Raw genomic sequence first — 26,256 nt, 5'->3', positions numbered from 1 at the left:
CGCTCCGCGGGAGCACCCTGCCGATTCCTTACCTGTTCCGCTTGCTTGGAGTGCACGCCAAGGCCATAGCGTTTAGGGCATGCCGGTATCACTAGGGTCTCGCCGGTGTTCCGGAAGGCTGCATAACTTCTATACCGGCTCCCGGCTAAACACGAAATGAGTGGGAGCCATGAGTTTCTTCTACGGTCAGCGACCACGGCCCCGGCAAAGTCGTGATTGAAACACCGACAGCTGAACCGAACCCCCGACGCGTCGACGCATCATCCCGCGCGACCAACGAGAAAGACGGCAAGTGGTAGACAACCAATTCACGACGCATGCAGAACTTTTCGATCTGCGTGGAAAGCGCGCGCTCGTCACCGGTGGCACCAGAGGCATCGGGATGATGATCGCGCGTGGCCTTCTCCAGGCGGGCGTCCGCGTGGTCATCAGCTCACGCAACGCAGAAGCGTGCTCTCAGGCGCAGGAACAGCTGTCCAAATTCGGTGAGGTGCGGGCCATCCCCGCCGACCTGTCCCGCCACGACGAGTGTCGGCGACTGTCCGACCTCGTCACCGCCGACTCGGAGCGTCTCGACATCCTCGTCAACAACGCGGGCGCCATCTGGGACGAGCCGCTGGCGACGTTCCCGGACGCGGCCTGGGACACGGTCGTCGACCTCAACCTGAAGTCGCCGTTCTGGCTGGTCCAGGCGCTGCTGCCCGCACTTCGCAAGGCGGGCACCGCCGACGATCCCGCGCGGATCATCAACATCGGCAGCATCGCCGCCATCCACATCCCCCAGCGGCCCAACTACTCGTACTCCAGCAGCAAGGCCGCGCTGCATCAACTCACCAGAGTGCTCGCCAGGGAACTAGGACCGCAGCACGTCACCGTGAACGCCGTGGCGCCGGGACCGTTCCCGTCGACGATGATGGCTGCGACCCTCGATGAGTTCGGCGAGGCGATCGCGGCGTCGGCCCCACTGCGCCGGATCGGCCGCGACGACGACATGGCGGGTGTCGCCGTGTTCCTCTCCAGCCGGGCAGGCGCATACCTGACGGGCGCCGTGATCCCCGTCGACGGCGGCATCGCCACAACCGCGTAGGCCCCCCTAGGGCCTGTGCGGAGTTGTGATCTCGTGGGCCCCCGACCTGGGAAAGTCGGGGGCCTTGGAGTAAAACGGTGGGGTGTCTCGACCTCAACTTTCGGATGCCGATTGGGAGTTCATCTCCCCGTTTCTGCCGGTCGGTGAGTACGGGCCGTACCCGGAGAACCTGCGGGCGCACTTCGAGGGCGTCGTGTGGCGGTTCAGGAACGGTGCGAAATGGCGGGAGTTGCCCGAACGGTTCGGGCACTGGTCCACCGTTTACGGCCGGTTTCGGCAGTGGCGGGATGCCGGGGTGTTCGCCGCGGTGTTCCAGGGTGCCATCGCCGAGGCGGCGAAGCGGGGCCTGGTGGACTTGTCGCTGGTCAGCGTGGACTCGACCACGGTCCGGGCCCATCATGATGCTGCCGGGATGATCGTGGAGCCCGGGATCCTGGACGCGTTGGAGAAGGCCGCCGCGGAAAAAGGGGCGCCGGCCAAGACGGGCAACCGGACCCGGAGCGTGAAGAACGACGGCGCGTGAGGCGTCGCCGCAGGGCCCGGCTCGCCGTCGCCGACCTGGGACGTTCCCGCGGCGGACTGACCACCAAAGCGCATCTGTCCTGTGTGCCGCAGTGTCTGCCCCTCTCGCTCAAGATCACTGCGGGGCAAGCCGGAGACAGTCCGCAGTTCATCCCCGTCCTGAACAGGATCCGCGTCCCCGGCCCGGTCGGCCGGCCCCGCACCCGGCCCGACGCAGTCGCGGGCGATAAGGCGTACTCGTCCCGCCAGAACCGTTCTCACCTGCGCAAACGCGGGATCAAAGCGGTCATCCCCGAGAAGAAGGATCAGGCCGCCCACCGCAAGAACCGTGGCTCACGCGGCGGACGGCCCGTCACCTGGGACAAGCAGCTGTACAAGCTCCGCAACAGCGTCGAACGCACCATCAACAAGATCAAGGACTGGCGCGGTCTCGCTGTCCGCTACGACAAAAAGCCTGAAAGCTACCAGGCCGGACTCGAATTATGCGCCGGCCTCCTCTGGATCCGACACCTCGGATCACAGCCTTGATCACAACTCCGCACAGGCCCTAGGGGCAATGCCGTTGCGTTATGGGTCTGTGGGTTGGGGTCGTTTGATGAGGATGGCTTGGGTGCCGGTGCGGGTGGGCTGGGGCCAGTGGCGGTGTTCAGCCCGTTTGAGCCAGTAGTTGGACATCTTTCGTTTGACGACGCGGGGCTGGCTGCGCAGGCGTCTGGCGGGGAGGAGTCTTTCCAGCAGGTCTTCCTGGAGTAATCGCAAGGCCTGGACCAGGAGGTCAGGGGGAAAAGCTGCCGGGCGTGACGGTCACACTGCGGCGGGCGGAGCGCAGGGTCTCGGTGAAGGAGATGCGGTCGGGGTCGAGTTGGCGGGTAGCCGCGGTTCTGAGCATCAGTTCCCGCAGTGCATGGTGGACCAGGAGATGGGCCCAGATCTGTTGCAGGACACCGTCGGGTGTCTTGCTGCTGAGGACCACCTTCGCGCCGCGCTGGTGGGTTTTGATCTCGGCGAAGACGGATTCGATCTCCCAGCGTTCGCGGTAGAGGGCGGCCAGTTGCCGGGCCGGATAGCGGCGGGCGTCCAGGAGAGTGGTGATCAGGCGGTAGTCCTGGGCCGTGTCTTTGAGCTGGTAGGCCAGGACACGCACGGTGACCGGGTTGCGGTGGGAGGCGTCGGTGCCGGCATGGATGCGTGAGATCCAGGACCCGTCGCGCAGTGGCCTGTCGATGGGCAGGACACGGTTGGCGGGCACCCGCCACAGCAGGTCGGCGCCGGTGGCGGTGAAGGCCTGCCACAGCGGGACGCCGAGGAACTCGCGGTCGGCCAGCACGAGTTGGCCTGGCCCGCAGGAGCGGGGCAGGCGGCCCACCAGGGTCACTTCCCCGGTGCGGCAGCCGGCGAGTTCGGCGTCCAGCACTGCATGGCTGCCCACCTCCACCAAGGCGGCCATCCGCACCTGCACAAAGGCGCTCCGGCCGGTCCCACGACCGTTGCCGGGACGGCCGAAGGCCGCTTGATTGGCCTCACTGTCGGCGACATCCCAGCAGGTCCCGTCCACCGCCAGAACCCGCAGGCCCCGCCAGAACGCCCCCGGAGTCGCCTCGGTGGCCATCGGCTTCGCGGTCGTGGCGAACAGCACCCGCAGCGGCTCGGATCCCAGCCGCTGCCGGGCCCGAAACAGTGACGACTTCGCCGGAACATGCCAGTCACCCAGCAGTCCCAGACCGCGAAGCCCCGCGACCAGGTGCCGCATCACTTCTAGATACGGGGCGGGAGAGAACAGCGCCAGCCCCAGCACGAAGTACACCACCAGCCGGGCGGGCAGCAGCCGCTTACGCCGCTCGGACCGGCCACACGCTGCCACCACCCGATCCACCAACCCCGGCGGATACACCCAGGTCAACAGCCCCAGACCCGATAAGTCAGACACCCTCGCGGCCACCCGCACCACCCCCGGGACCCACTCCCAACCAGCCTACGCCCAAGGCAAAAGCAACGGCATTGCCCCTAGTAGGGCTTGGTCAGGTCCGTATTGGTGTGGGTATGTTGCGGTGGCAGGTGGGGCAGGCTCCGGACCAGGTGGCGAGGAGTGTCTGCAGTTCGCGGACTACCTGGTAGAGGCTCAGACCTGCACCGGTTCTTTTGGGTCTCGTGCCAGTCGTTGCAGGGTGCAGAAGGCGTGGGCGGCGGAGACGAGGGTGACGTGGTGGTGCCATCCGTTCCAGGTGCGGCCTTCGAAGTGGGCCAGTCCCAGGGCCTGTTTCATCTCGCGGTAGTCGTGCTCGATGCGCCAGCGGAGCTTGGCCAGCCGCACCAGCGTGGCCAGCGGCATCCCAGAGGGCAGGTCGGACAGCCAGAACTGCACCGGCTCACTCTCGTCGGCGGGCCATTCAGCCAGCAGCCACCGCTCGGGCAGTTCAGGATCGTCGCCGGCCTTGCGGATGCCGCGTCCGGCCGGGCGGATCCGCAGGGCGACGAACCGCGAATACATGCGCTTGAAGCCACTTTGGCTCTTGCCCGGCCGGGAGCCTTCCCGCCAGGACACCGGTCGTGCGGCCGCCTTCCCGGCCGCGATCACCAGATCCTTCACGGTCTGCGCGGGCTCGGGGTACTGCATTTTCGGTGGCCGGCCGGTGCCCGCATAGGCGGGCTGGACGGGCCGGGCGCCGGCGGGCCGGGCGCTGTGGCGAGAGGAAATCCCCACCACATAGGGCACGTTGCGCTCCTCAAGCCCCAGGCGGAAGGCAGCGGCATCACCGTATCCGGCGTCCGCGACGACAAGCGGAACATCAACACCCCAGGACCGCGTCTCATCGATCATGTCCAGGGCCAGCTGCCACTTCTCCACATGCCCCACCTGGGCGGGAATCCCGCAGCGACCGCGGCGGCCGACCTTGTCCACATCAGCCTCCGGCGAGGCCGGATCCCAGGATGCGGGCAGGAACAACCGCCAGTTCACCGCGGCCGAGGCATGATCACGGGCCAGGTGCAGCGACACACCCACCTGGCATTTGGTGACCTTGCCCGCGGTGCCGGTGTACTGCCGCGACACACACGCCGAGGCATCCCCGTCCTTGAGGAATCCGGTGTCGTCGATGATCAGCGCTTCGGGACCGATGACGTCCTGCATCCTCCAGGCCAGCCGGGCCCGCACATGCGCGGGATCCCACGGACTGGAGGTGACGAAGTGGGCCAGGGCCTGCCGGTTGCCGTCCTCGCCCAGACGGGCCGCCATCGGCTCCACCGACTTACGCCGCCCGTCCAACAGCAGCCCACGCACATACGCCTGCCCCCAACGCCGCTGATCCGCACGGAAGAACCCATCGAACAACTCCGCCGTGAACGCCGCCAAGTCCTCCCGGACCGAGGCCATCTCCTCAGGTGTCACACCATTCCAACGACGCTCACAGAGCAGTAGACACGCACCCAAAGCGAACATGACCAAGCCCTACTAGGGGGTGCTTCGAAAGTCCTGTGCGGTGCCCGCAGTGTCCGGTGCGTGCTCTCGGCGACCGGAAGAAAGCCCTCGTACTGGATGTACTTCGGATTTCGGCCGGTGCGGCGAGAGTGCGTGCCGGGCGCCGTGGGTGCTGTGCGGGGCTTTCGAAACACCCCTAGCACGCTCTCTGTGAGCGGCATCACTGTCGCCGTTTCTCTCGGCAACATGGCTGTTCTTCTGCACGGTCGCAGAGGCTCCGCCCCGATTGGAGGGGCGGAGCCTCTGCGCGTTGGAAGGGGAGAATCCGTTGCGCGCGGGTTCGAGACCCCTTCCTGGGCTGGCACAGCTGGTTCTGCGTCGGCCAAGCCTGTCCATACGGAATCTGCCTGCCACTGCATCCGGCGCCTGGCCATCGGTGCTCGGTGCATGGGCGGGCACGGCATGAGGACGGTCCGCAGGGCGTGACAGTACTGTCGTCGCCATGACTGACAATTCGCTGCGTTCTGTCACCATCGAGCGGGCCGGCCCGGGCCGGTTCACCGTGACCAATGCCCGCGGGGGCACGCTGAGCTTCGGCACTGGCGAGGGTGCCGACTTCACGCCGGTCGAGTTGTTCCTCGCGGCGATCGGCGGTTGTACCGCGGCCGACGTAGAGGTCGCCACGAGTCGTCACGAGGAACCGACCACGTTCTCCGTCGCCGTGACCGGCAACAAGGTCGCGGACGAGAGCGGCAACCGGATGTCGAACCTTGAGGTCACCTTCTCTGTCGCGTTCCCGGACGGGCCGTCGGGGGAACGCGCCCGCACCATCCTGCCCCGAGCCGTGAAGACTTCGCACGACCGGCTCTGCACGGTCAGTCGCACCGTCGAGGCGGGCACACCGGTCAGCGCGACGGTGTCCGACAGGACTGACGGCGCCTGACGTCTCACCCGGGGTGCATCCAGGACGTCGATTCCAAGAGGTGCAGCCGGCCCTGGGTGAGCGCGAAGCGCGAGGCCGTTGCGGCTCGGCGATGGCGTCGGCAACGTGGTCATCGCGACCGGGGGTACCCCCGGCCGGAGGCTGGGGGAGGATCTCCGCCACCGGGCACCCAGAGTCGATGTGGGAGCTGACCGGCGTGAACGCGGTATGTAAAGGGAGGTGGCCAGGGTCCGTCCCGGGTGTGGTCCGGATCATGCCCTCGGCTTTGGTCGATCGGGACGGCACTGATCTCACGCAGCGCGGTGAGGCGTCGTACGCGGGACCGAGTGCCGGGCACGACGCCGCACCCCTTCAGGGCATCAGCCCTTGACGGGGCCGCCGTTGATGGCGATGCGCTGGCCGTAGCGGGCGTAGGGGTAGTAGTCGTACGTCGCGTGGTGCTGGACGCATCGGTTGTCCCAGAAGACGAGCGTGCCCGGGGTCCAGCGGACGCGGCAGTGCAGGACCGGCCTGCGGGCGATGATGTCGAAGAGCACGTCGAGCAGGGCCCGGCTCTCGTCGGGGGAAAGCTGCGGGATGCGGCTGGTGTAGGCCTTGTTGACGTACAGCAGTTTGCGGTCGGTCTCGGGGTGCCGGGCGACGAGGGGGTGTTCGCTCTTGGGGATGACGTAGTCCGCGGGCAGCGCGTATCCCGCCAGGGCCTGCGCGCCGTCGTGTATCGCGGTCAGCGGGTCCAGATGGGTGCGCATCGCCGGTGAGAGCATGTCGTAGGCGAGGTGCATGTTGGCGAAGAGGGTGTCCCCGCCGCATCCCGGCTCGGGGGTCTCGGTGATGTAGAGCATCGACCCCAGGGACGGTTCGGCGTCGGCGGTGCCGTCCGCGTGCCAGCCGTTGCCCGCCACGTTCGCCGCGGCCGACGTCGTGCGGATCTCCAGGATGTAGGGATCGCCCTCGGGCGGCGGCGGGTTGACGGGGCGCAGTTCGCCGAAGGCGGCGGCGAAGCGCCTGTGATGCTCGGCGGTGATCGTCTGATCGCGGAAGACGAGGACGTGGTGGTCGCGGAAGGCGGCCCGGATCTCTTCCAGTTGCTCTGCCGGGATCTCCTGTGACAGGTCGACGCCTGAGACTTCCGCTCCCAGAACGGGAGTGATCCGCTCGACGGTGAGCGTGCGGTAGGGGTACGCGGGACGAGTGGTCACTGCTTCCAGCGCTTCGAGTTCGTATGACTCCATGTCAACCTCCAGGGGCGGGGTGGGGTTTACAGGTCAGCGGTTCCGCGGGCACCGGTACCCGGGGACGCCAGCGTCGCCCTGATGGTCTCGGCCACCGTGTCCACGTGGGGTGCCGCGACGATGCCGTAGTGGTCCGTGGGCAGATACCTGCGTACGGCGGACGGAGGCAGGCAGCTGTTCCACTGCCGGTCCGGCTCCTGAGGGTCTGCGGGGGCGGGCATGCCCGCCGTGGGGTGTTCGGCCAGCCACAGATAGGTGGGGACGGCGACGAGTGGCCGTACGTGATGTTCCCCGAGGCTGCGCAGGTTCGCGCGGCAGCAGCCGGCCAGCCTCTCGGCGTACGCCTGTGCGTGCTCGGCCGACAACGAGGAGGCGCCGACGCCGAGTTCGGCGGCGAACACCCTTTCCAGGTGAGCCTCGTCGTAGGCGGCGACCAGTGCCTGCGCCTCGGGCGGTGGCGGATCCAGAAGGTAGAGCGCCTCCAGTGGCCGGCCGGCCGACTCGGCGAGGCCCGCCATCTCCATCGCCACACGGGCGCCGTAGGACCATCCGGCCAGGTGAAGCCGGTGGTCCGGTCCGCCGAAGCGCTCACGTAGCTCCGCGTCGTAGTGATGGGCCCGCTCGGTCAGTGACCACGCGGGCATCCCGGTGTCGCGGAGTGCCGGGTCGGCGATGAGGCACACCGTCGGCGCGGGGCCGAGCGCTGCCACCAGGGAGCGGTAGGCCTGGATGTCTCCGCCCACGGGGTGCACCAGGCACAGGACGGCCGAACCGGTTCCCTTCTGCCAGATGTCGAGGACGACCCGGGAGGTGCCCCCGGCCGCCTCGGTGGTGGGCTCGGCGGAGGTGAGGGCCGCCTCGATGTGTTTCAGGATCTCCGTGAGGCTGACGCGGTGGCTGAAGGAGGCCAGGTCGAACTCGATGCCGTAGTCGTCCTCGATCCGGGCGATCAGGCTGATCAGGGTCAGCGAGTCGGCGCCCAGGTCGTAGAGGGAGTCCTCGGGGTCCAGTTCCTCCAGGCCCAGCAGATCCTGGATCACCCGGGCCATGGTCACCGCCCGCTCTCCGGAACCGCTGGCGTCGGAGCCTATGACGAGGGCTTCCTCCTCTCCGTCCGTCGGGTGCGCCGGTCCGGAACGCGAGGACGGGGCCACGATCCCGGTCGGAGCGTAGAAGGCCCGGGAGACATCGATGTCGGTTGTGGACACGAGGAGTTGAGGCAGTTGCAGGGCCAGGGCATGCGCGAAGACCGCTTTGCCCTCCTCGACGGTCAGGCCTACCGCGAGGTGGGCCTGATGGCGGCTGTCCGGGTTCAGGACCCGGGTCGCCATTCCGGTCTCGCTCCAGATGTCCCAGTCGATGCCGATCCGGACGGTCGTCTCGGTCTCGGTGGCCCGGTGGTGGGCGAAGCCGTCGAGGAGGCCCGCGCCGGCCGCGTAGTCGCTGTGGCCGACACCGCCGAGCAAGGCGGACATCGAGGAGCAGTAGACCGCGATCTCCGGGCGGAGGGCTCCGATCAGGTGCTCGACGAGGAGTGCGCCCCTCTCGCGGACCGCGGCGGCGTCACGCATCGCGGTGGCGTCACGTCGTACGAGCAGCCCGCCGTGTCCGAGACCGGCCGCGTGGATGACGCCGTCCAGCCGTGACGTGTGGTCGGCGACGGCCGCCGCCACATCGTGGACGGGCATGGTCGCGAGATCCGCCGGGACGAGGCCGATGCGGTGGGCCCATCCGTTCAACTCCTCCGGCAGCCGCGGGTTTCTCGACAGCAGCAGGACGCGACCGCGGGTGTGTTCGAGCAGCCAGGCGGCGATGGCGCGGCCTATGCCGCCCGTGCCGCCGAGCACCAGGTGGACGGTGTCCGCTCCGGCCGGTACGAGGGACTGTGTCCCCTCCGGTTCCGGTACGGGTATGGTGCCCGGCCGCCACCAGTAACCCTGCCGCAGCGCGAGCTGGCGCGGTAGATCCGGTCCGTCGGGATGACCGGTTTCACGTGTTCCGGCGATGACCGAGGCCACGTGTCCGGCCCAGCGGGTGAGGTCGCCGTCGGGGAGGTCGAGCCAGTGTCCGTTCAGGGCGGACTCCTGATGGGCGACCTCGACCGGCCCGGCGAGGAGCGCCAGCTCAGGTCTGTCCACCGTGCCTGTCACGGGCCGGGCGCCGTACGACAGCCACCACACACGGGGGGAGCCGTTTCGCCCGGTCAGTGCCTGGGCCAGGGCCGCAGTGCTGTCCAGACAGGTGTGACGGGCGTGTTCCAGGGTGCCGGGACCGACCGGCCCCGTCACGTCGAGGGGCAGGGTGTGCACCCACTCCGTGTCGGCAGAGGCTGGGACACCGTCCTCGGACAGCGCGTCGAGCAGCCGGCGCAGAGACGCCGGGTCGGCGGGGTCCGCGTCGTAGGCGTTCGGTCCTCTGCGGGCGAAGGCGCCGGCCGGGTGCACCCGTATCACTCGCGACGCCACCGCGTCGAAGGGCGTGAGCGCTGTCCGCGGAGTGTTCTCGGAGGCTACGACGACCACGGTGGACGCGCGGCCGGCCGGCACGCTGGTGTCCGCGACGGCGGCACGGCGCAGCCGGACCCAGTGCGGCTGGTGCAGCCAGTTCTCCCGGGGAAGCCGCCGGGGTGTGGCGGCCGGGACCTCGCGAGGCTTCTCGGGCAGCCGGTCGAAGTCGTGTTCCGTGAGGGAGAAGGACGGGGGAGGGAAGTCCCAGGGCGCCGGAGCGGAGCCCGCCCCCCAGTCGACCGGGCGTCCGGCGGCCCAGTCCTCGGCGAGGTCGTGGGCCGTGCGACCGGCCGCGGAGACCGTTGTGGCGTCCGGGTCCGCGGTACCGGGCGGCACCGCTCCCGCGGCCACCGCGCGCAGCCAGCGCTCGGCCGCGGCGACGTCCGTCGCGGGGGCAGCGGTCCGCAGGCGGCGAGCGACGCGCCCGGCCTGGAGATGACGCAGCACGAACCCGTAACGCTCCGGGTGGAGTTGGAGGTAGTCGGCGATCCGCTCGGCCTCGGCGGCGAGGGCGTCCGTGTTCGAGGCCGACAGCACCAGGCACTCGGGTACCTCGTGGGTCGCCACAGGTCCGGGCGCGGTGTCCTGCTCCACGATGACGTGGGCGTTGGTACCGCCGATGCCGAAGCTGCTGACCGCGGCCACCCGTTCGCGTCCCTCGGGCCAGGGCGTGGCCTCGGCCGGAACATAGAAGGGAGCGGGATCGGGGCCGATCTCGGGGTTGAAGGCACGGAAGTTGAGGTTGGGCGGGAGTGTCCCGTGGTGCACGGCGAGGACCGCGCGTACGAGGCCCACCACACCGGCGGCCGCTCCCATGTGGCCGAGCTGGCTCTTGACGGAGCTCAGAGCGCAGCGGCCGGACTCACTCACGTCGAACGCCTGCCGAAGCGCGCCCACTTCGATCGGGTCGCCCAGCCGGGTGCCGGTGCCGTGTGCCTCCACATAGCCGAGGTCGGCGCCCGCCCGTCCGGCGCGGGACAGGGCGGTGCGGATCACCTCCCGCTGCCCGGCGAGGGACGGCGCGGTGTAACTCATCTTCGCCGCACCGTCGTTGTTGATGGCGGAGCCTGTGATGAGTGCGTAGACGGTGTCGCCGTCGCGCCGTGCCCGCCGCAGCGTCTTGAGGACCACGACTCCGACGCCGCTCGCGCCGACCGTGCCGGTGGCGTCGTCGCTGAAGGGCCGGCAGTCGCCGTCCGCGGAGAAGATGTGCTGCGGGCGGTAACGGTAGCCGCCGGTCAGCCCGGGGTCGATGAGTACTCCTCCGGCGAGCATCACGTCGGCTTCGCCCTGCCGGAGCAGACCGGCGGCGAGGTGCACGGCGACCAGAGAGCTGGAGCAGGCTGTCTGAGCGCTGAAGACGGGGCCGGTCAGCCCGAGGTGGTACGCCACCTTGGTGGCCAGGAAATCCTTCTCATGGTGGAGGGCGAGCTGGAAGCCGTCAGGCAGCCGTTCGGGGTCCGCCTCGCGCACCAGGGACTGGAAGTAGGTGTTCTCCCCGGCACCGGCCACCAGGCCCACCCGGGTCGCCGAGGTGTCCGCCACTCCGGCGTGCGCCAGGGCCTGCACGCCGGCCATCAGCAGGTGACGCTGCTGGGGGTCCATCAGACGTGCCTCTTGGGGGCTGATGCCGAAGTGGCCCGGGTCGAAGCCGAGCATGCCGTCGAGTGTGCTGTGCGCGCCGACGACCCCTTCCGGCGCGTCGACACGGCGGATTCCGGTGCCGCCGGAAACCACCAGCTCCCAGAAGGCGGCCAGGTCCGCGGCGCCCGGCACCCGTACCGCCATGCCGACGACCGCGATCGGCTCGCCGGGTTCGGGGCTCTCGTCGTGCTCCGCGGCCGATGGGGTGAGCGGCCGCGGCGTGGTGAGGTGGCGGGCCAGGGAGCGGACGGTGACGTGCTCGAACAGATCCGCGACGCTGAAGCGCAGACCGAGTGCCGTGGTGCAGCGCAGGTGGAAGCGCATCAGGGCGAGGCTGGAGGCACCCGCCTCGAAGAAGGTCTGGTCCGGTGCGATCACCGACCCGGTGACCTCCTCGAAGGCAGCGGTGAGGCGCTCCTCCTCGGCCGACAGGCCCGTGCGGGTGACCGCGGAACGACGTATCTCTTCTCCCGGTGCCCGGGCGACCGACTGCCGGTCCAGCTTGCCGCTGGGTGTGCGGGGCAGTCTCTCCAGCCTGCGGAAGCGGTCCACACGTACGTAGGAGGGCAGCAGGGCGGACAGGTGCGCGGTCAGCTCGTCGGCGGACGGCGTTTCGCCACGGATCTCCAGGCCGGCCGTCAGCCGGTCTCCGTCACGGGTGACGACGGCGTTGACCACCGCCGGATGGCGCAGCAGGGCCGCCTCGACGGAGCCGAGTTCGAGCCGGTGCCCGCTCAGTTTGATCTGCTGGTCGTCGCGGCCCGCGTAGTGCAGCAGGCCCCCACGGTCGAAGAACGCCCGGTCACCGCTGCGGTAGAACAGGCCCGCGCCGGGGAGTTCGACGAAGCGGGTGTCGTCCGGTGCGGGTTCGTCGAGGTAGCAGCGGGTGGTCATGGTGCCGCCGATCAGCAGCTCGCCGGCGCACCCGTTCGGGACCGGGTCGCCCTGGGCGTCCACCACCCGCAGATCGGCGCCGGCCACCGGGCGTCCGATGGCGGGCCGCTCGGGCCACTGCCCGGGATCTCCCTCCAGACACAGGGCGCTCACCACGTGGGTCTCGGTCGGCCCGTAGTGGTTGAACAGGCGCGCGCCGGGGAGTCCGGAGAACCAGCGCCGGATGCTGTCCGTGCACACCAACTGCTCGCCTGCGGTGACCACTTCGCGCAGCCGGGAGGGATACCTGTTCAGGCGGACGCCGTACTCGGCGAGCAGGTGCAGGGCCACATAGGGCATGAAGATCCGCTCGGCACCCGCGGAGTCCAGCCGGTCCAGGAGCGCGGGCACGTCCTGACGCCACTCGGGACGAATGAGCTGGAGGCTGCCACCCGTGCACAGCGTCCCGAAGATCTCCTGGAAGGACACGTCGAACGCCAGCATCGAGAACTGCTGGGTGGCCGCGGGGGCGGTCAGGCCGCCGGGACCGGACTGCCACCTGATCAGGTCGCACAGTGTGCGGTCGTGGATCTGCACGCCCTTGGGGACGCCGGTGGAGCCGGAGGTGAACAGTGTGTACAGGGGGCGGGCGCCGTCGTGTGCCGACGCGTCGACCGTGCGCCGACCGTACGTCTGCCCGTCGTACGACGCGCTCGTGCCGCCGCCCTTCAGAGGCGGTACGACGAGGTGGCGCACCACACCGTCCGGGAGCAGCGTGTCCAGCGTCGGCGAGCCGTCCTGCGTGGCCAGGACGCACAGCGGGTCGATCTGTTCCAGGACGCGGCGCAGCACGTCGGCCGGGTAGGAGGGGTCGAGGGGAACGGCGGTGACGTTCAGCCGTGCCAGTGCCAGCAGTGCCACCACGTGTTCGACGGAGGGATCCAGGTACAGGGCCGCCCGGCAGGGGCTGCCGTCGGCCGGGATCGGGTAGCGGTCGGCCAGTTCCGTGGCGAGTGCCGCGGCCCGGGCGTCGAGGGCTGCGTAGCTCAGGGTGACGCCGTCGGCCGTGACGAGGGCGGGGGCGTGCGGAGTGCGGGCGACCTGCCGGCCGAAGCCTTCGGCGATCGTGCTGAAGCCGGTGTCCGGGGCGGGTCCGCGCCCCTGCTCCGGAAGGGAACGCCGGTACGGCACGACGAGCTCCCGGGCGGTGGAGCGGCCGCCGGCCGCGAGCGCGTCCACGCCTCGCCGCAGCAGCTCCGCCATCGCCTCGACGTCCTCGCCGGTGAACCGGTCCTCGGCGTACTCCCACAGCACGTCGAGGCCGTCCGCGTGCTCGACCACGGAGACCGTCATCGGGCACTTGGCCTCCGGCGCCGCCCACCACAGGGGGCGCTGGGCGCAGCCGGGCAGCCGCAGCGCACCGAAGTCGGTGTTCTCCAGGACGAACAGAAAGTCGAACGGCGTGCTGTCGCCGACGCCCTCCCAGCCGGTCAGGACGTCCGTGAGCGCCACGTCCTGGCATCCCAGTACCCGCCCCGCGTCGGTCCCGGTACGGGCGAGGTGCGAGCGCAGGTCCTCACCGGGCGCGACGGTCAGAGGCAGCAGCACGGTGTTCGCCATCATGCCCACGCTGTTCTCGAACTCGCGCACCGGGCGGCCCGCGACCGGGGCGGCGACGCGCGGGCGGACCAGGCCGGTCACGCCGTACAGGCACCAGGAGAACACGCTCAGCAGGACCTGGAACCGGGTCAGTCCGAACTCGGAGCACAACTGGTCCACTTGAGCCCGCCGAACGACGTCGAGCGACGTGCGCAGCAGGTGCGCCCGCGGTGCCGGACCCGCGTCCTGGGCGGGCAGCGGCTCTAGCGGCTCCTCCAAACCCCGGTAGAACGCGAGGAGTTCATCGCGCCGCGCCTGGTAGGCAGGGCTCGCGAATCGGTCGCCCTGCCAGACGGCGAAGTCCAGCTGGGTCGGAGCAGGTGCCTCGGGCCGACCGCTTTCGGCGTAGGCGGCCGACAGGTCGTGCAGCAGGATGCTCAACGACCAGCCGTCCACGGCGATGTGGTGCAGGTGAAGCAGGAGCGTGCCACCGTCCTCACGCGGCAGCCAGCAGGCTCGGAGCATGCGGGGGACGGCGAGGTCGAAGGGCTCGGCGAAGAAGGTGTCGGCAAAGTCGTGTGCTTCTTCCTCGTCCCAGGCATGCTGGGCGCTCGGTTCGTGCCAGGGGTCGTACGGCTCCGCGACGGTCTGCTCCAAGCCGTCGGGCCCGAGGCCGAAGCTCGTCCGCAGCGCCTCGTGGCGTGTCACCAGGCCGCGCAGCGCTCGCCGGAGGCCGGCGGTGTCGACGGGTCCGTCCACGCGGAAGGCCTGGTTGACGGAGTAGGCCCGGGAGCCCGGGGTGCGCCGCTGCAGCAGCCACAGCCGCTGCTGTTCGCTGGTGGCGGGCGCCGAGCGGGCACCGGAGACCACCGGTGCCGGTAAGTCGCTCTCCTCGCCGGGGCGGACCGTGACGACCGACCGGGCGATGGCGGCCAGGTCGCCGTGCAGGACGGCCGCCTGGGACAGCTCGCGGCCCCATCGCTGTCGTACGGCGAAGCAGAACCGGAGCGCCTTCAACGAGTCACCGCCGCTGGCGATCCACCGGTCGCCGAGCCCGAGGCCGGTGGTGCCGAGTATCTCCTCGGCCAGTTCGACGACCCGGCACTCCGTCTCCGTCATGGCCGGTCCCTCGGAACCTGGGGAGGCGGGCCGCCAGGGCCGGTCGGCCCTCCGCAACAGGGCGGCCTGGTCGATCTTGCCGTTGGCGTTGAGCGGCAGCTCGGCCACGAGATGAATCTGGTGGGGGCGCATGTATGCGGGCAGGTGGGCCGTCAGGTGGCTGTCGAACTCCTCGTAGGACAGTTCCTGACGCAGGACGACGAACGCCAGCAGTTCGTTGGGCCCCTCCTGGCCCGCGCGGTGCGTGCACACGTAAGCCCGTTGGACCGCCGGGTGGGCGCGAACGCGCCGTTCCACCTCGCCGGGCTCGATCCTGAAGCCACGGACCTTGACCTGGCGGTCGGTTCGTCCGACGTACTCCACCAGGCCCTCGTCGTCCATCCGTACGAGGTCACCGGTGCGGTAGTACCGTTCCTCGCCGCCGTCCAGCCACGTGAGCCGCACGAAGCGCCGCTCGGTCTCCTCGGGGCGGTTGCGGTATCCGCCGGCGAGCCCGGCTCCGCTCAGCAGGAGTTCGGCGACCTCACCGGGTGCGGCCACCCGCTCCTGGCCCGGCACGACCAGGACGGCACCGGTCTGCGGCAAGGGCCGGCCGATCGGCACCACGGCCCCGTCGAAGTCCCGTGGGATCGGATGGCACAGGGCGAAGGTGCTGGCCTCCGTCGGTCCGTAGCCGTTGAGCAGACGGGTGCCGCTGTCGGGATTGTCGCTATACCAGCGGCGCATCGTCCCGGCGTCGAGCTGCTCACCGCCCACCAGAACCTCGCCGGCCGCGGCAAAGCAGTCCGGCACGGCCGTGACCACCGCGTTGAACAGCGCGGCGGTGACGAAGAGGGTGTCCACCCCCTCGTGCCGCAGCGCCGCGGCGAGCCGCTCGGGAGTCCGCACGTCCCCGTCGCTCAGAACCACGCAGCAGCCACCGGTCAGCAGGGGCACCCAGACCTCGAAACTCAGCGCGTCGAAGGCCGGATTGGCCAGGCAGGCATAGCGCAGACCGGGCTCGACGCGGATGTAGCCGGGTTGAGCCAGTCGCCGGACCCCGGCGTCACGGACCTCGACTCCCTTGGGCTGCCCCGTCGTTCCGGAGGTGTAGTACAGGAAGGACACCTCGCCGGGAGCGGACGGTGCCTCCACGGCGGCAGCGCCGTCCGGGGGTTCGGGCAGAAGGGCGTCCGCGGCGAGTACCTTCACGTGCTGCGGGAGCCCGGTGACGCTCTCGATCGTCTCGTGCACCAGGGCGACCGCAGCGGAGTCCCGGAGGATGAAGTGACGGCGTTCCGCGGGGCTCTGCCTGTCGAGGGGCACGACCTGCGCCCCCAGCCGCAGAATGCCCAGCATCACGCAGACCAGCCGCCACGACCGCGGCAGCGCCACCGCCACGGCCTGCCCCGCGGTGACGCCCCGGCGCCCCAGCTCCTGGGCGACGCCGGCGGCTGCCACGTTCAACGTCGCGTAGTCGAGGCCGACTTCGCCGTCGACGACTGCCTCGGCGTGTGGTGTGCGAAGAGCCCGGCGGTGAATCTCGAGGGCTATCCCGGTTGGGTCGCTCATGTCCTTGGCCACGTCGGTGGGGGACGATTCGGCATGCGGTTTCATCGTGCCTCCGGCGTGCCTGAAGGTGTGGTGCACTCCGTCTCGCCCTGGCCGGGGTCGGAGGTCAGCCGGTGCAGTTCGGCGGTGAGGACGGCGGCGACGCGGGGCAGTTCGTCGCTCTCCAGCATGTCCCAGTGACCGCAGGCAACCGGCTCGACCACGAACTCGCCGCTGACGCGATGCCGCCAGAACGCGCGTAGACGAGCAGCAGCATGTTCGACGTCCGCTTCTTCGTCCTCCACGGCCGTCGCCTGCATCAGCACGACACGGGCGGGCGATCGGGGTACGGCGTAGTCGCGCCCTGTCTCGCGGTGGTGGTTGTAGACGTTCAGGTATCGGGCCACCTGGTCGTCGTCGATACCCGGGTACATGCCGTTGAAGCGCACCAGCTTCTCCCGGAACTCCTCCATGCCGACCAGTGCGATCGCGGCGCGCTGCTCGTCGTCCTGGGCGCCGTGGGTGTCGAGGAGGACCACGCTCACCTTCTCGTGCCCGGCCGCCACCAGACGGCGGCCCATCTCGTACGCGATGAGACCGCCGTAGGAGAGCCCGCACAGCACCAGTGCCTCGTCGGTGCGGGGACCGACGAGCCGCAGATACTCCTCGGCCATCGCCTCGACACCGGGCAGGGTCGACTCGCCGGGATTGATGCCGGGTGCCTGAAGCCCCACCACGCCGATGCCGTCGGCCAGTTCGGCGGACAGCGGCAGGTAGCAGAACGCGGTGCCGCCGGCGGGGTGCACACACACCACGCGCTGTCGGCCGCCGCCCGCACGGAATTCGACCAGGTTGCCGGGTTCTGTGGACCGCGCTGTATCGCCCACGTTGCGGCGCACCCGCTCGGCGAGCGCCTCGATGGTGGGATGCAGCATGACGTCCCGGACGGGCAGGGCGACGCCGAGTTCCTCCTGGACGGCGGATGCCATCTTGATCGCCGATATCGACGTGCCGCCCAGCTCGAAGAAGTTGTCACCGATACCGATGTCCGGGTGCAGCAGCACCCCGCGCCAGACCCGGTACAGCGCCATTTCCACACGGTCGCGGGGCGCGGCCGTGTTGACCTGCCCGGCGCGGGTCTGTGCCGCGGCGCGCAGCACCTCTGTCCGGTCCACCTTGCCGCTGCGGTTCAACGGCAGTCGCGGGAACTCGGCCACCACGGCGGGGATCATGTAGTCCGGCAGACGGCCCCCCAGGGCCGCACGCCACTCGTACGGCATCCGCGTGGCCCCGGCGTCACATCCCACGCCGGCGACCAGACGGGGGCCGCCGGGGGCGTCGCGATCGGCCAGGACGACGGCCTCCCGCACCCCGGGAACCGCCAGCAGCGCCGCCTCGACCTCGCCGGGTTCGATACGGAATCCGCGCAGCTTGAGCTGGTCGTCGCGGCGGCCGACGTACTCGGCGTTGCCGTCCGGCAGCCAGCGCGCCAGGTCGCCGGTGCGGTAGAGGCGTTCACCGGGGACGAACGGGTCGGGCACGAAGAGTTCGTCCGTGAGGTCGGGGCGGTTCAGATATCCACGGGCCAGACTGGCTCCGCCGAGGTAGACCTCTCCGGGAACTCCCACGGGCACCGGACGCATTCGGTCGTCGAGCAGGTACAGGCGGGTGCCACGCAGCGGCCGCCCGATGGGACACGACCGCTCGTACGGCTGTGGGTCGGTGTAGGCGGTGGAGTACAGCGTGGCCTCGGTCGGGCCGTAGCCGAAGCAGATGCGCAGGCCGGGCAGCAGCTCACGCATGCGGTGCAGGGTGCTCTCAGGCAGGGATTCCACTCCGGTGAGGAGCTGGCGCAGGCTCGATCCGGCCAGCCGTGCGGCCGGATCCTCGCCGATCCACAGGACGTAGGACGGAGGCAGAAACGCCTGGGTGACCTTGCGTTCGCGCATCCAGTCCAGCAATGCCCGTGGGTCTCCACGGAGTTCGTCGGGAACCAGGTGGAGCACGGCGCCGGTGGCCAACGGGACGAGGAGTTCGTGCACCGACGCGTCGAAGCCGATGCTCGACCAGGCGGAGGACGCCTCGCCGGGGGCGTCCCCCATGAGTTCGCGCCAGTGGTCCAGGAGATTGACGACGCTGGCGTGCGTCACCGCCACGCCCTTGGGGCGGCCGGTCGACCCCGAGGTGTAGATGACGTAGGCGAGCCGAGTCCGGTTCACGTCGATGACCGGTGCCTCGTCGTGCGACCCCTCTGCCTCCACCTTCGCCAGGTGCTCCCACAGCCGTCCGTGGTCGTCCGCGGTGTTCCTCTCGTCGGTCAGCACGAGGACCGGTGCGGCGTCGCTCACCATGGCGCCGAGCCGCTCCGGGGGCTGGCCGGGGTCGAGGGGCAGGTAGGCGGCTCCGGACTTGAGGATCCCGAGCACGCCGATGACGAGTTCGGCCGTACGTCCGGCGTGCAGGCCCACCACACGATCGGGACCGGCACCGCGGGCGATCAGCGCATGGGCGAGACGGTTGGCCCGGCGGTCGAGTGTCGCGTAGTCCAGCTCCGCGTCATCGGCCACCACCGCACACTGCCCGGGGCGTTCTCGGACCTGCGCGGCGAAGCGCTCCAGTACGTCTGCCGACGCCGGGTCGGCCACGGTGGGCCCTGTGCTGAAGTCGGCGAGGAGCGCCCGCTGCTCGTCCTCGTCGAGCAGCGTCAGGTCGGCGATCTCGGCATCGGGCCGCTCGGTCATCAGACGCAGCACGCGCAGGAATTGGCGTACGAGCCGTTCGATCGTCGCCCGGTCGAAGAGCGCCACCGCGTAGTCGATCTCCCCGGTGAGGTGCCGCCCCTCGTCGGCCAGGGCCAGGACCATGTCGAACTTCGCGGGTACGTGGGCGGCGTCCTCCCGCAACTCGACCTGCAGGCCCGGAAGTTCGAGCTCCTGCCGCATGGAGGGGACCCAGGCGAACATGGTCTGGAACAGGGCGGTGTAGGAGGGGCTCCGCGGTGGGTTGACCAGTTCGACGACTCGTTCGAAGGGGAGATCGACGTGCTTGAGGGCGTCACGGATCCGCTGGTTCACCCGCTTCAGGGCATCCTTGACGCTGGGTGAGCCGGAGAGGTCCGCGCGCAGGGCGAGGGTGTTGACGAAGAAGCCGATCAGGCCCTCGACGTCGCCGCGTCGGCGGTTCGACGTGGGGGCGCCGACAACGATGTCGTCCTGCCCGGAGAGCAGGGACAGCAGCACGGACCAGCCGGTGAGGACGGTCGCGTAGAGGGAGACATCGTTGTCTGCGGCCAGCGCGCGCAGGGCTCGCGTCAGATCCTCGTCGACGGTCACGGGCAACCGATCACCGCGGAAGCCCTGCTCGGGCGGGCGGGGCCGATCGGTGGGAAGGGAGATCACGGCCGGGATGCCGGCCAGTGCGGTGGTCCAGTAGTCGGCGTGCGAGACGGGCTCCTCTCCCGACATCCACTCCCACTGCCAGCGTGTGTAGTCCCTGTACTGCCAGGTGAGTTCGGGCAGCGGGACGTCCTGCCCCTGCTGAAGCGCGGAGTACATCACGCCCAGCTCTTTCAGTAGCAGGGAGCGGGACCAGCCGTCGAAGATGATGTGATGCGCCATCAGGATCAGTACGTGATGGTGCGGTTGGAGCGCTATCAGGCAGCCGCGCACCATGGGCTCCTCGCCCAGGCGGAACGGGGTGCCCTCCACCTTGGACCGTATGCGCGCGAATCGCTCGGCCCCGTCCGGCAGGCCCGTCAGATCCTCGAAGCTCACCGGGAACCCCGTGTCCGGCGGATCGACGACCTGAAGAGCCGAACCCTCGAAGGGGACCAGCCGGGTGCGCAGGGCCTCGTGCCGGGCCGCGAGCAGATGCAGCGCCTTGATGAGCAGGTCCCGGTCCAGCGGTCCCCTGATATCGAAGGGCATCGGCTCGTTGTAGGCGGCGCTGGCGTCGCCGTCCATGCGTGCCATGACCCACAGACGCTCCTGCGCCAGTGACAAAGGCGCGGGTTCTATCTCTTCGCCGGAATGATTACTGAGTGCGATTCGGGGTAATAACACGGGTTACCCTTCACGAGAAGAGAACGCGGCGAAAATCGGGTAAAGCGTGATCTGAAAGCAATATCTGCAGGTCTAGGGCCTTCGGCCGGACCGCATCTGGAGACGAGTGGCTATCCGGCCTGGTCAACGCTGTCGTTGCACTGCCGTGCGGGCGGCGCGGAGTGCGGGAGAAGCTCTATAAAGTTGAGCGGGGTACCTGCAGAGTGGCGATTGCGAACGTTGCTGTGTATTCGGCCGCCCGCATGGTGGCTAATTTCCGTTGATGCTAAATGCGCTTCGATTGAGTGGTCAACCGTGACCAATGCCACACCCATTCAGTGATGGAATACTGTTTGCGCCCGGCCTGCGACATTAAGGGGCTTGCCTGAAGAAAGCGGACCATGCGGGGCCAATGGTTCACTACGGTCGTGCCGCGCTCTCCTCGTCGGGGACGGCGTATCCGGAGACAGAAGGCCACCGCAAGGTCATGGCCGCGGAGTCGTCCTCGGCGAACCAGGTGTGGTACACCCTCTGCCCCCCCCGACGACGTAGTCGCCCTGCCGCTCCAGCAGCACACTGCGGCCGGGAACTCCAAACGGAAGCGTCCAGCGATGAGAACCAGCAGAGCTCTCCGCACCTCACCCTGCACGCACTGCGCTCGTTGCAACTCCTCACCTGCGCACCCGATGTCAATCCCACGGAAGGCGTGTGGCCGCTGGGCAAGCGCGACTTGGGCAACCTCGCCGCCGCCGACCTGAGCCAGCTCACCGGAGCCGTGAAGCGCAAGCTCAAGACCCTGTAGTACCGGCCCCAGGTGATCAACGGCTGCCTGAGCGGAACCGGCTTGGGCCTCGAAAGCTGACCACGCTCAACGCGTCGACTAGAAGAAGCCGAAGAATCGATCCCACCAGCTGGGCTGCCACGCATCTTTATCCCATGGACGCAGTCGACTCTCCCCGTCGTACCGGTGATTGAGCAGCTCTTCCGGGACCACTACGTACCTCAGGCTGATGAGCGCGTGCTCCACCTTTTCAAGATCCCCGGCGTCCAGCTCGCCCTCCGCCTGAGCGTCATCCGTGCCGAAAAAGGCCCCGGGGTTGTCGGCCGACACCAGAGCCAGAGACCCGAACTTGCTCAGGCACACCACGATCCGAGTTGCGCACACCGTCGCTTCTGCGGGTACAACGACGCGACCGTACTCACTGGAATCCTGAGTGTCCCGCTCAGCCGTGCAGCTCGTCCCGAAGGCGCTCTCCAGCCTGGACACCAGACGTCCGAACGGCACGGCAGCTTCGCCACGGCTGTAGCCCATGGGCCACTCCAGCCACTCCGGGTCGTCGAGCCGACGCAGCAAGGCCATCAAATCGGGTTCGTTCTCCACCATCTCCGCATCCTGGCGCGAGAGGCCGACGCTGGTCCATGCGGTTCCTGGAACTGCCGCAACCCGACATGACGCATTCAAGTCCAGTAGCAACCGAGGGTGCGGTGTCAGCCGCGGCACGATCAACCACGGGGCCACGGTCCTCACTTGCCGAAGCCCTGGACGGGTTCACCCCGGCCGGGGCCCCTGCGCTCGGACCGGCCCGAGCGCTCCCGAGCACTACGGGCCGACGTTGTTCACCGAGACTCGTGGACCAACCGGCGTGCGGCAACCTCCGCTCCGTCGGTGCGGAGCCGGCTGCCCAGGGACTTCGCGCGCGCCCGGGTCTCGGGTGACAGAGCGGTCTTGAGCGCGATGCCCAGAGATTCGACGCTCGTGGTCGGAGCGTCGAGGGCCGCACCGAGGTCCAATGCCGCCACCTGGCCTGCCCAGTAGGGGTTGTCCGACAGCTGGAGAGGTATCACCACTTGGGGCGTGCCCGCACGGGCCGCCGTCAGCGTCGTACCCGCGCCGCCGTGGTGGACCACAGCGGCCACCTTGCCGAACAGGTTCTGATGGTTGGCCTCGCCGATGGCGAAGCAGTCGTCCCCGTCGTCGACGAGATCCAGGTCCGCCCACCCGCGGGACACGAGCACGCGGTGCCCCTGTGCGCGGATCGCCTCGACGGCCATGCCTCCGACGCCTTCGGCAGGGGACATACTGCCGAAGCCGACGTAGACCGGTGGGGTGCCCGCGCCCAGGAACCTCGCCAGGTCCGCCGGGAGGGGCCGTTCGTCCGCGAGGGTCCACGCGCCCGTCTGTGCGACGTCGAGCCCGGGGGTCTCCCGCCACGGACCCAGGACCGGGTCCGCCGCCAGCCACGGACGGTCGGTGAGGATGTGATCGCGCACATTGTCCACCAGCGGCAGACCGAGTGCTCCCCGGTGACTGTTGAGTGCCTCGCCGAACTGCGCGTTGACGTTCTGGGCGTCCAACTCCCACAGCGTCCGGTTGTCGGCGACCTCGGGCTCCGGCCAGCCCGGCCGCGGTGGTGGCGCGTGGTGCGGCGACGGCAGGTGGACCGCCGCATAGCTCACGTACAGGTAGGAGATACCCGCGACCTCGGCCACGGATCGCGCGGCGACCTGCCCCAGACCTGCCGCCACCACCACGTCACATCCGTCGAAGGCCGCAGGGAAGGTGTCGAACTGTGTCTCGACCAACTCGTTCCTGTAGCGGGCCAGGTCCTTTGCCGAGGGCAGGGTCTTCCCGCGCATCAACTCCCTTACAGGCGGCCCGACCGGCACCAGCCCCACTCCGATACCTGCGAGCCGCTCGGAGAACTCCTCGTCCGGCGGGGCGCACATCCGCACCTCCGCGCCGAGCGCCCGCAGCCGCACCGCGAGAGCCACCAGCGGTTCGACGTCGCCACGTGTCCCGTATGTAGACAACAGCACCCGCATTCAGCGTCCTCTTTCGTCGGGTCGTCCATGCGCTTCTGTCGTTTCCGCCCAGGCTCGGCGTGGTGGCCGGCGGCGGCGATACGTTGGTCGTCGGCAATGACCGGCAGCAGTGTAGGTCGCGTGTCGGCCAGGGCGGGGGAGGGTCGCCGAGCGTCATCGCGCTTGGTCGCGTCCGTCAACTCGGCTGTTTCGCAGCAGACTTCGGCCTTCGGGAGTTACTGGAGCGGCCATCTCGGTGGCTACGGTGCGCGTGAGGCCGGAGGTTCGGCGTCGGCAGCTCTGGGCAGTCTGTGCTTGGCGAGGTGTGCAAGGTCCCCCATCGTCCACACAACCGGAGTGTTACGCGATGCAGAGTCCGTCCACACCCGTACCTGATGTCTCGGTCATCCTGCCCTGCGCCGGAAACGGAACACGTTTCGGTGCGCCCTACCCGAAGGAGTTGCACTGTCTGGCTCCTGGGGTCACGGTGCTGGACCGCAGCCTGGAAGCCGTCGTCGAACTCGCCAAGAGCGGACTCAAGGTGCGCCTGGTCGTCGTGTTCGGAACACACAAGCTGGACACCGTGAGTTATCTCCTTCGCTACGCCGACACCTTCCAGATGGTCTTCGTCCACCAGGACGAGTCGTTCGGACCTGGTCTCGACGGGGCGATCCGGTCCGCTCTGCCGATGACCCAGGGGCCGGTGGCTCTGGTGCTGCCCGACATCGTTGTCTCAGGGGCGGACACGCCTGGCAAGCTCCTTGACGCCTTACGGCAGGTCGAGGTGGCGGGCTGGAGCGTAGTGGCCGCCGAGGAGGGGGATCACGACACGCTCCGGCAGATGGGCGCGTTGGCCGTGGCTGAGGCGGAAGGCGTTCTGACCGTGGGCGCGGCCACCGACAAGCCGACGGACCCCTCGGGCTTCAACGCGTTCTGGGGCATGGTGGCCGTCGCCGAGAGCGAGGCGCACAGGCTGCCCGACGTTGTGGGCACAGGAACGACCAACCCGTTGGCAGGTGCGGTCGCTCTCATGGTTGAGGGGATCGTCAACTACAACACCCCGGCGGGCTGACTTACTGGCTCCGGCGAAAGTTGTTGATCATGTGGCTGTTGGCTTGTCTGCTCGTTGGTCTGGTTGTGGGGAAACGCCAGTCGCCTCCGTGGATCGTGTCGGATGAACTGTGGTAGCTCATCGAGCCATTGCTGCCCGCAACAGGTCCGAGACCGGTCGAGGGCAGACCTCGAGTGCCGGACCGGCAGGCCCTGTGCGGGATCCTGTTCGTCCTGCACACCGGCATCCAGTGGGAGTACCTGCCCCAGGAGCTCGGTTTCGGCTCGGGCATGACCTGCTGGCGACGGCTGGCCGCATGGAACGAGGTCGGCGACTGGGGCCGACTCCATGTCGTGCTGCTGGAGAATCCGCGTCCCGCGGTGTTGTCGGGGCGTACCGGCAGGGAGGGCCCACTCGGGATTGATCGTCGTGAGGGGAGCGCGGCATGCAGGCGGCCTCTGATGTCCTGGCCCTGCCTGGCCGCGATGACGGCGAGCTCGCACAGCCCCATCAGGCGGCCGGCGCGGACGTGTTCGGGGACCTGCTGCAGCAGCTGCGTGCCGAACCAGTACTCCGGCGTGCAGGGGAAGGCGTATCCGAAGCCGACCATGGCGCTGTTCGCGTACGCCTCGACCAGCGTGAATCCTTCCCTTGCGGTGTTGGGTGTGCCCGAGGACCTGGCGGCGCAGCGCGGGCACGGACAGGCCGCCGGTGGCGGCGCCCGGGGTGTCCACGATCTCCGGGTGCGTGTCCGCCCTGAGGTCGAGGGCGGCGAGTACGCCGGGGTACCCGGCCTCGGGGAACATCGGTACAGCAGTTGGCGCCGAGAACGATCATGGTCAGGGTGTGAGCGTTCCGACCCGGTTCTCGTACTCGCGGTGGGCCTTGCGCGGGGCCGGGACCGCTGGAACACCCTGGCCGCCGTCGAGCGGCTGGCAGAGGGCAAGGAGCTGACGGTGCACGGCAGGAACGGCGCTGACGCGCAGGGTGTAGCCCTGGCCTCGCCGTACGGTCGCCCCCCGGTCGAGCGCGTCCCGCTCGGCGGGCTCCAGGTCGGCCGAGCGGAGGAAGTCGGCGACTTTGCCCGGCATGTCGAGGGTGACCGGCAGCTCAGGGGCGGCGGCCTCCTCGGTGGCGGTGTGGTCGGGCAGGAGGTCGGCGACGGCGGTGCGGATCGCGCCGCGGCTGACTCCGTGGTCGCGGGCGAGGGCGGCGATGGAGCGGCCTTCCAGGTATGCGGTGCGCACGTCGCCGGTCTTCGTGGTCGCCACGGCCGGACGGCGTCCGCCCTTGCTGCCCTTGGCCTCGGCGGCGCGCAGTCCGTCGTAGGTCAGCTCGCGCTGGAGTTCGCCGACGGCGGCGAGGGTCTGCACCATGAACTTCACGGTGGAGAGCAGTTCGCCGGTGTGCGGGTGGCGGGCGGTGAGGTCCATCGCGGAGAACGCGCCGTCGTGATGCGCAGTGCTACCTGCTCGCGGTGCAGGACCTCGCGGTGCAGGACGTCGAGCATGTCGAGGATGTGCCCGGTCCCGCGTACGAGGCGGAACATCTCGGAGATGCGGACGGTGTCGCCCGGCCGCGCGTACGTGAGCAGCTCGCGGAACGTCGGTCGCTGGAGCAGGTGGAGGCGGCTGGAGGTGCCCGGGTCCTCCTCGAAGGCAACCGGGTCCTCGATCCCGGCCTCGTCCAGGGCGAGGTTCTGCCGGACGGTCGACTTCTGGTCGGTCGAGACCGGTTTGTGGACCAGGTTCGCCACTCGTGGGGCCCCTTCCGTACGGAGGATCGGACCCCATCTGTCGTCAAACCCTGTCAGCAATCACCATCGGATCTGATTGGATTCGAGCCGCCGCGAACCCCCGGATTGCACGGGTTCATTGGACATGCCGACCACC

Annotated in this window: 13 protein-coding genes and 3 pseudogenes; 6 read left to right on the top strand and 10 right to left on the bottom strand. The window is 69.3% G+C overall.

From position 1 onward, the window contains the following. Positions 1-292 precede the first annotated feature (292 nt). Both QF035_RS01440 and QF035_RS01435 read left to right on the top strand, forming a co-directional pair. The gene (locus tag QF035_RS01440) at positions 293-1,087 is read left to right on the top strand and encodes an SDR family oxidoreductase (protein WP_307517600.1); all 795 of its coding nucleotides are present in this window, start codon (positions 293-295) and stop codon (positions 1,085-1,087) included. Positions 1,088-1,169: 82 nt separating this feature from the next. Next, positions 1,170-2,137: pseudogene (locus tag QF035_RS01435) on the top strand (IS5 family transposase). Between the two features lie 247 nt (positions 2,138-2,384). Here QF035_RS01435 and QF035_RS01430 read toward each other — a convergent pair. Together QF035_RS01430 and QF035_RS01425 are read right to left on the bottom strand one after the other, a co-directional pair. Beyond that, on the bottom strand, positions 2,385-3,536 hold the full coding sequence (locus tag QF035_RS01430; protein ID WP_307518108.1) for an IS4 family transposase: 1,152 nt from the start codon (positions 3,534-3,536) through the stop codon (positions 2,385-2,387). Between the two features lie 192 nt (positions 3,537-3,728). Continuing rightward, positions 3,729-4,979 (bottom strand): IS701 family transposase, encoded by a 1,251-nt coding sequence (locus QF035_RS01425; RefSeq protein ID WP_307517482.1) that lies wholly within the window; start codon positions 4,977-4,979, stop codon positions 3,729-3,731. 547 nt (positions 4,980-5,526) lie between these two features. Between QF035_RS01425 and QF035_RS01420 the strand changes: the two genes are divergently transcribed. Continuing rightward, the gene (locus tag QF035_RS01420; protein ID WP_307517596.1) at positions 5,527-5,967 is read left to right on the top strand and encodes an OsmC family protein; all 441 of its coding nucleotides are present in this window, start codon (positions 5,527-5,529) and stop codon (positions 5,965-5,967) included. A 359-nt stretch (positions 5,968-6,326) separates the two neighbouring features. Here the strand turns inward: QF035_RS01420 and QF035_RS01415 are convergent, their stop codons facing one another. The 4 genes and pseudogenes from QF035_RS01415 to QF035_RS01400 form a co-directional block, all read right to left on the bottom strand. After that, positions 6,327-7,199: a TauD/TfdA dioxygenase family protein gene (locus QF035_RS01415; protein WP_307517595.1), complete on the bottom strand. Its 873-nt coding sequence runs from the start codon at positions 7,197-7,199 to the stop codon at positions 6,327-6,329. A gap of 26 nt (positions 7,200-7,225) precedes the next feature. Beyond that, complete coding sequence (locus QF035_RS01410; protein WP_307517594.1) at positions 7,226-16,492, bottom strand: non-ribosomal peptide synthetase; 9,267 nt, start codon at positions 16,490-16,492, stop codon at positions 7,226-7,228. A gap of 41 nt (positions 16,493-16,533) precedes the next feature. Continuing rightward, on the bottom strand, positions 16,534-20,532 hold the full coding sequence (locus QF035_RS01405) for a non-ribosomal peptide synthetase (RefSeq protein ID WP_307517592.1): 3,999 nt from the start codon (positions 20,530-20,532) through the stop codon (positions 16,534-16,536). Between the two features lie 399 nt (positions 20,533-20,931). Further along, positions 20,932-21,175: pseudogene (locus QF035_RS01400) on the bottom strand (signal peptidase I); the annotation flags it as partial. On the opposite strand from QF035_RS01400, the gene QF035_RS01395 reads away from it, so the two are divergent. Continuing rightward, a complete protein-coding gene (locus tag QF035_RS01395) occupies positions 21,173-21,313 on the top strand; it encodes a hypothetical protein (protein ID WP_307517591.1) in 141 nt (46 codons plus the stop codon). The pseudogene QF035_RS01400 and the gene QF035_RS01395 sit on opposite strands and share 3 nt — an antisense overlap. A gap of 78 nt (positions 21,314-21,391) precedes the next feature. On the opposite strand, the gene QF035_RS01390 is transcribed toward QF035_RS01395, so the two are convergent. Together QF035_RS01390 and QF035_RS01385 are read right to left on the bottom strand one after the other, a co-directional pair. Further along, a complete protein-coding gene (locus QF035_RS01390; RefSeq protein ID WP_307517590.1) occupies positions 21,392-21,895 on the bottom strand; it encodes a hypothetical protein in 504 nt (167 codons plus the stop codon). Between the two features lie 233 nt (positions 21,896-22,128). Then, positions 22,129-23,334 (bottom strand): glycosyltransferase, encoded by a 1,206-nt coding sequence (locus QF035_RS01385; RefSeq protein WP_307517588.1) that lies wholly within the window; start codon positions 23,332-23,334, stop codon positions 22,129-22,131. A 346-nt stretch (positions 23,335-23,680) separates the two neighbouring features. Here QF035_RS01385 and QF035_RS01380 point away from each other — a divergent pair, with 346 nt between their 5' ends. Both QF035_RS01380 and QF035_RS01375 read left to right on the top strand, forming a co-directional pair. Continuing rightward, positions 23,681-24,385: an NTP transferase domain-containing protein gene (locus QF035_RS01380; protein WP_307517586.1), complete on the top strand. Its 705-nt coding sequence runs from the start codon at positions 23,681-23,683 to the stop codon at positions 24,383-24,385. Positions 24,386-24,504: 119 nt separating this feature from the next. Further along, positions 24,505-24,738, top strand: a pseudogene (locus tag QF035_RS01375) (transposase); the annotation flags it as partial. Between the two features lie 465 nt (positions 24,739-25,203). Here the strand turns inward: QF035_RS01375 and QF035_RS01370 are convergent. Further along, a complete protein-coding gene (locus QF035_RS01370) occupies positions 25,204-25,797 on the bottom strand; it encodes a hypothetical protein (RefSeq protein ID WP_307517585.1) in 594 nt (197 codons plus the stop codon). Then, positions 25,746-26,120, bottom strand: coding sequence for a recombinase family protein (locus tag QF035_RS01365; protein WP_307517583.1), 375 nt, complete (start codon positions 26,118-26,120; stop codon positions 25,746-25,748). Before QF035_RS01365 ends, QF035_RS01370 begins: the two co-directional genes overlap by 52 nt. Positions 26,121-26,256 lie beyond the last annotated feature (136 nt).

The organism is Streptomyces umbrinus, from assembly GCF_030817415.1.
Taxonomy (GTDB): domain Bacteria; phylum Actinomycetota; class Actinomycetes; order Streptomycetales; family Streptomycetaceae; genus Streptomyces; species Streptomyces umbrinus_A.
Note: the sequence above shows the minus strand (reverse complement) of the source record. Positions and strands in the feature narration are given on the sequence as shown.

Coding starts and splice junctions, on each gene's coding strand:
- QF035_RS01420 (WP_307517596.1), top strand. CDS start 5,527: ATGACTGACAATTCGCTGCGTTCTGTCACCATCGAGCGGGCCGGCCCG.
- QF035_RS01385 (WP_307517588.1), bottom strand. CDS start 23,334: ATGCGGGTGCTGTTGTCTACATACGGGACACGTGGCGACGTCGAACCG.
- QF035_RS01370 (WP_307517585.1), bottom strand. CDS start 25,797: ATGGACCTCACCGCCCGCCACCCGCACACCGGCGAACTGCTCTCCACC.
- QF035_RS01415 (WP_307517595.1), bottom strand. CDS start 7,199: ATGGAGTCATACGAACTCGAAGCGCTGGAAGCAGTGACCACTCGTCCC.
- QF035_RS01410 (WP_307517594.1), bottom strand. CDS start 16,492: ATGAGCGACCCAACCGGGATAGCCCTCGAGATTCACCGCCGGGCTCTT.
- QF035_RS01390 (WP_307517590.1), bottom strand. CDS start 21,895: ATGGTGGAGAACGAACCCGATTTGATGGCCTTGCTGCGTCGGCTCGAC.
- QF035_RS01425 (WP_307517482.1), bottom strand. CDS start 4,979: ATGGCCTCGGTCCGGGAGGACTTGGCGGCGTTCACGGCGGAGTTGTTC.
- QF035_RS01380 (WP_307517586.1), top strand. CDS start 23,681: ATGCAGAGTCCGTCCACACCCGTACCTGATGTCTCGGTCATCCTGCCC.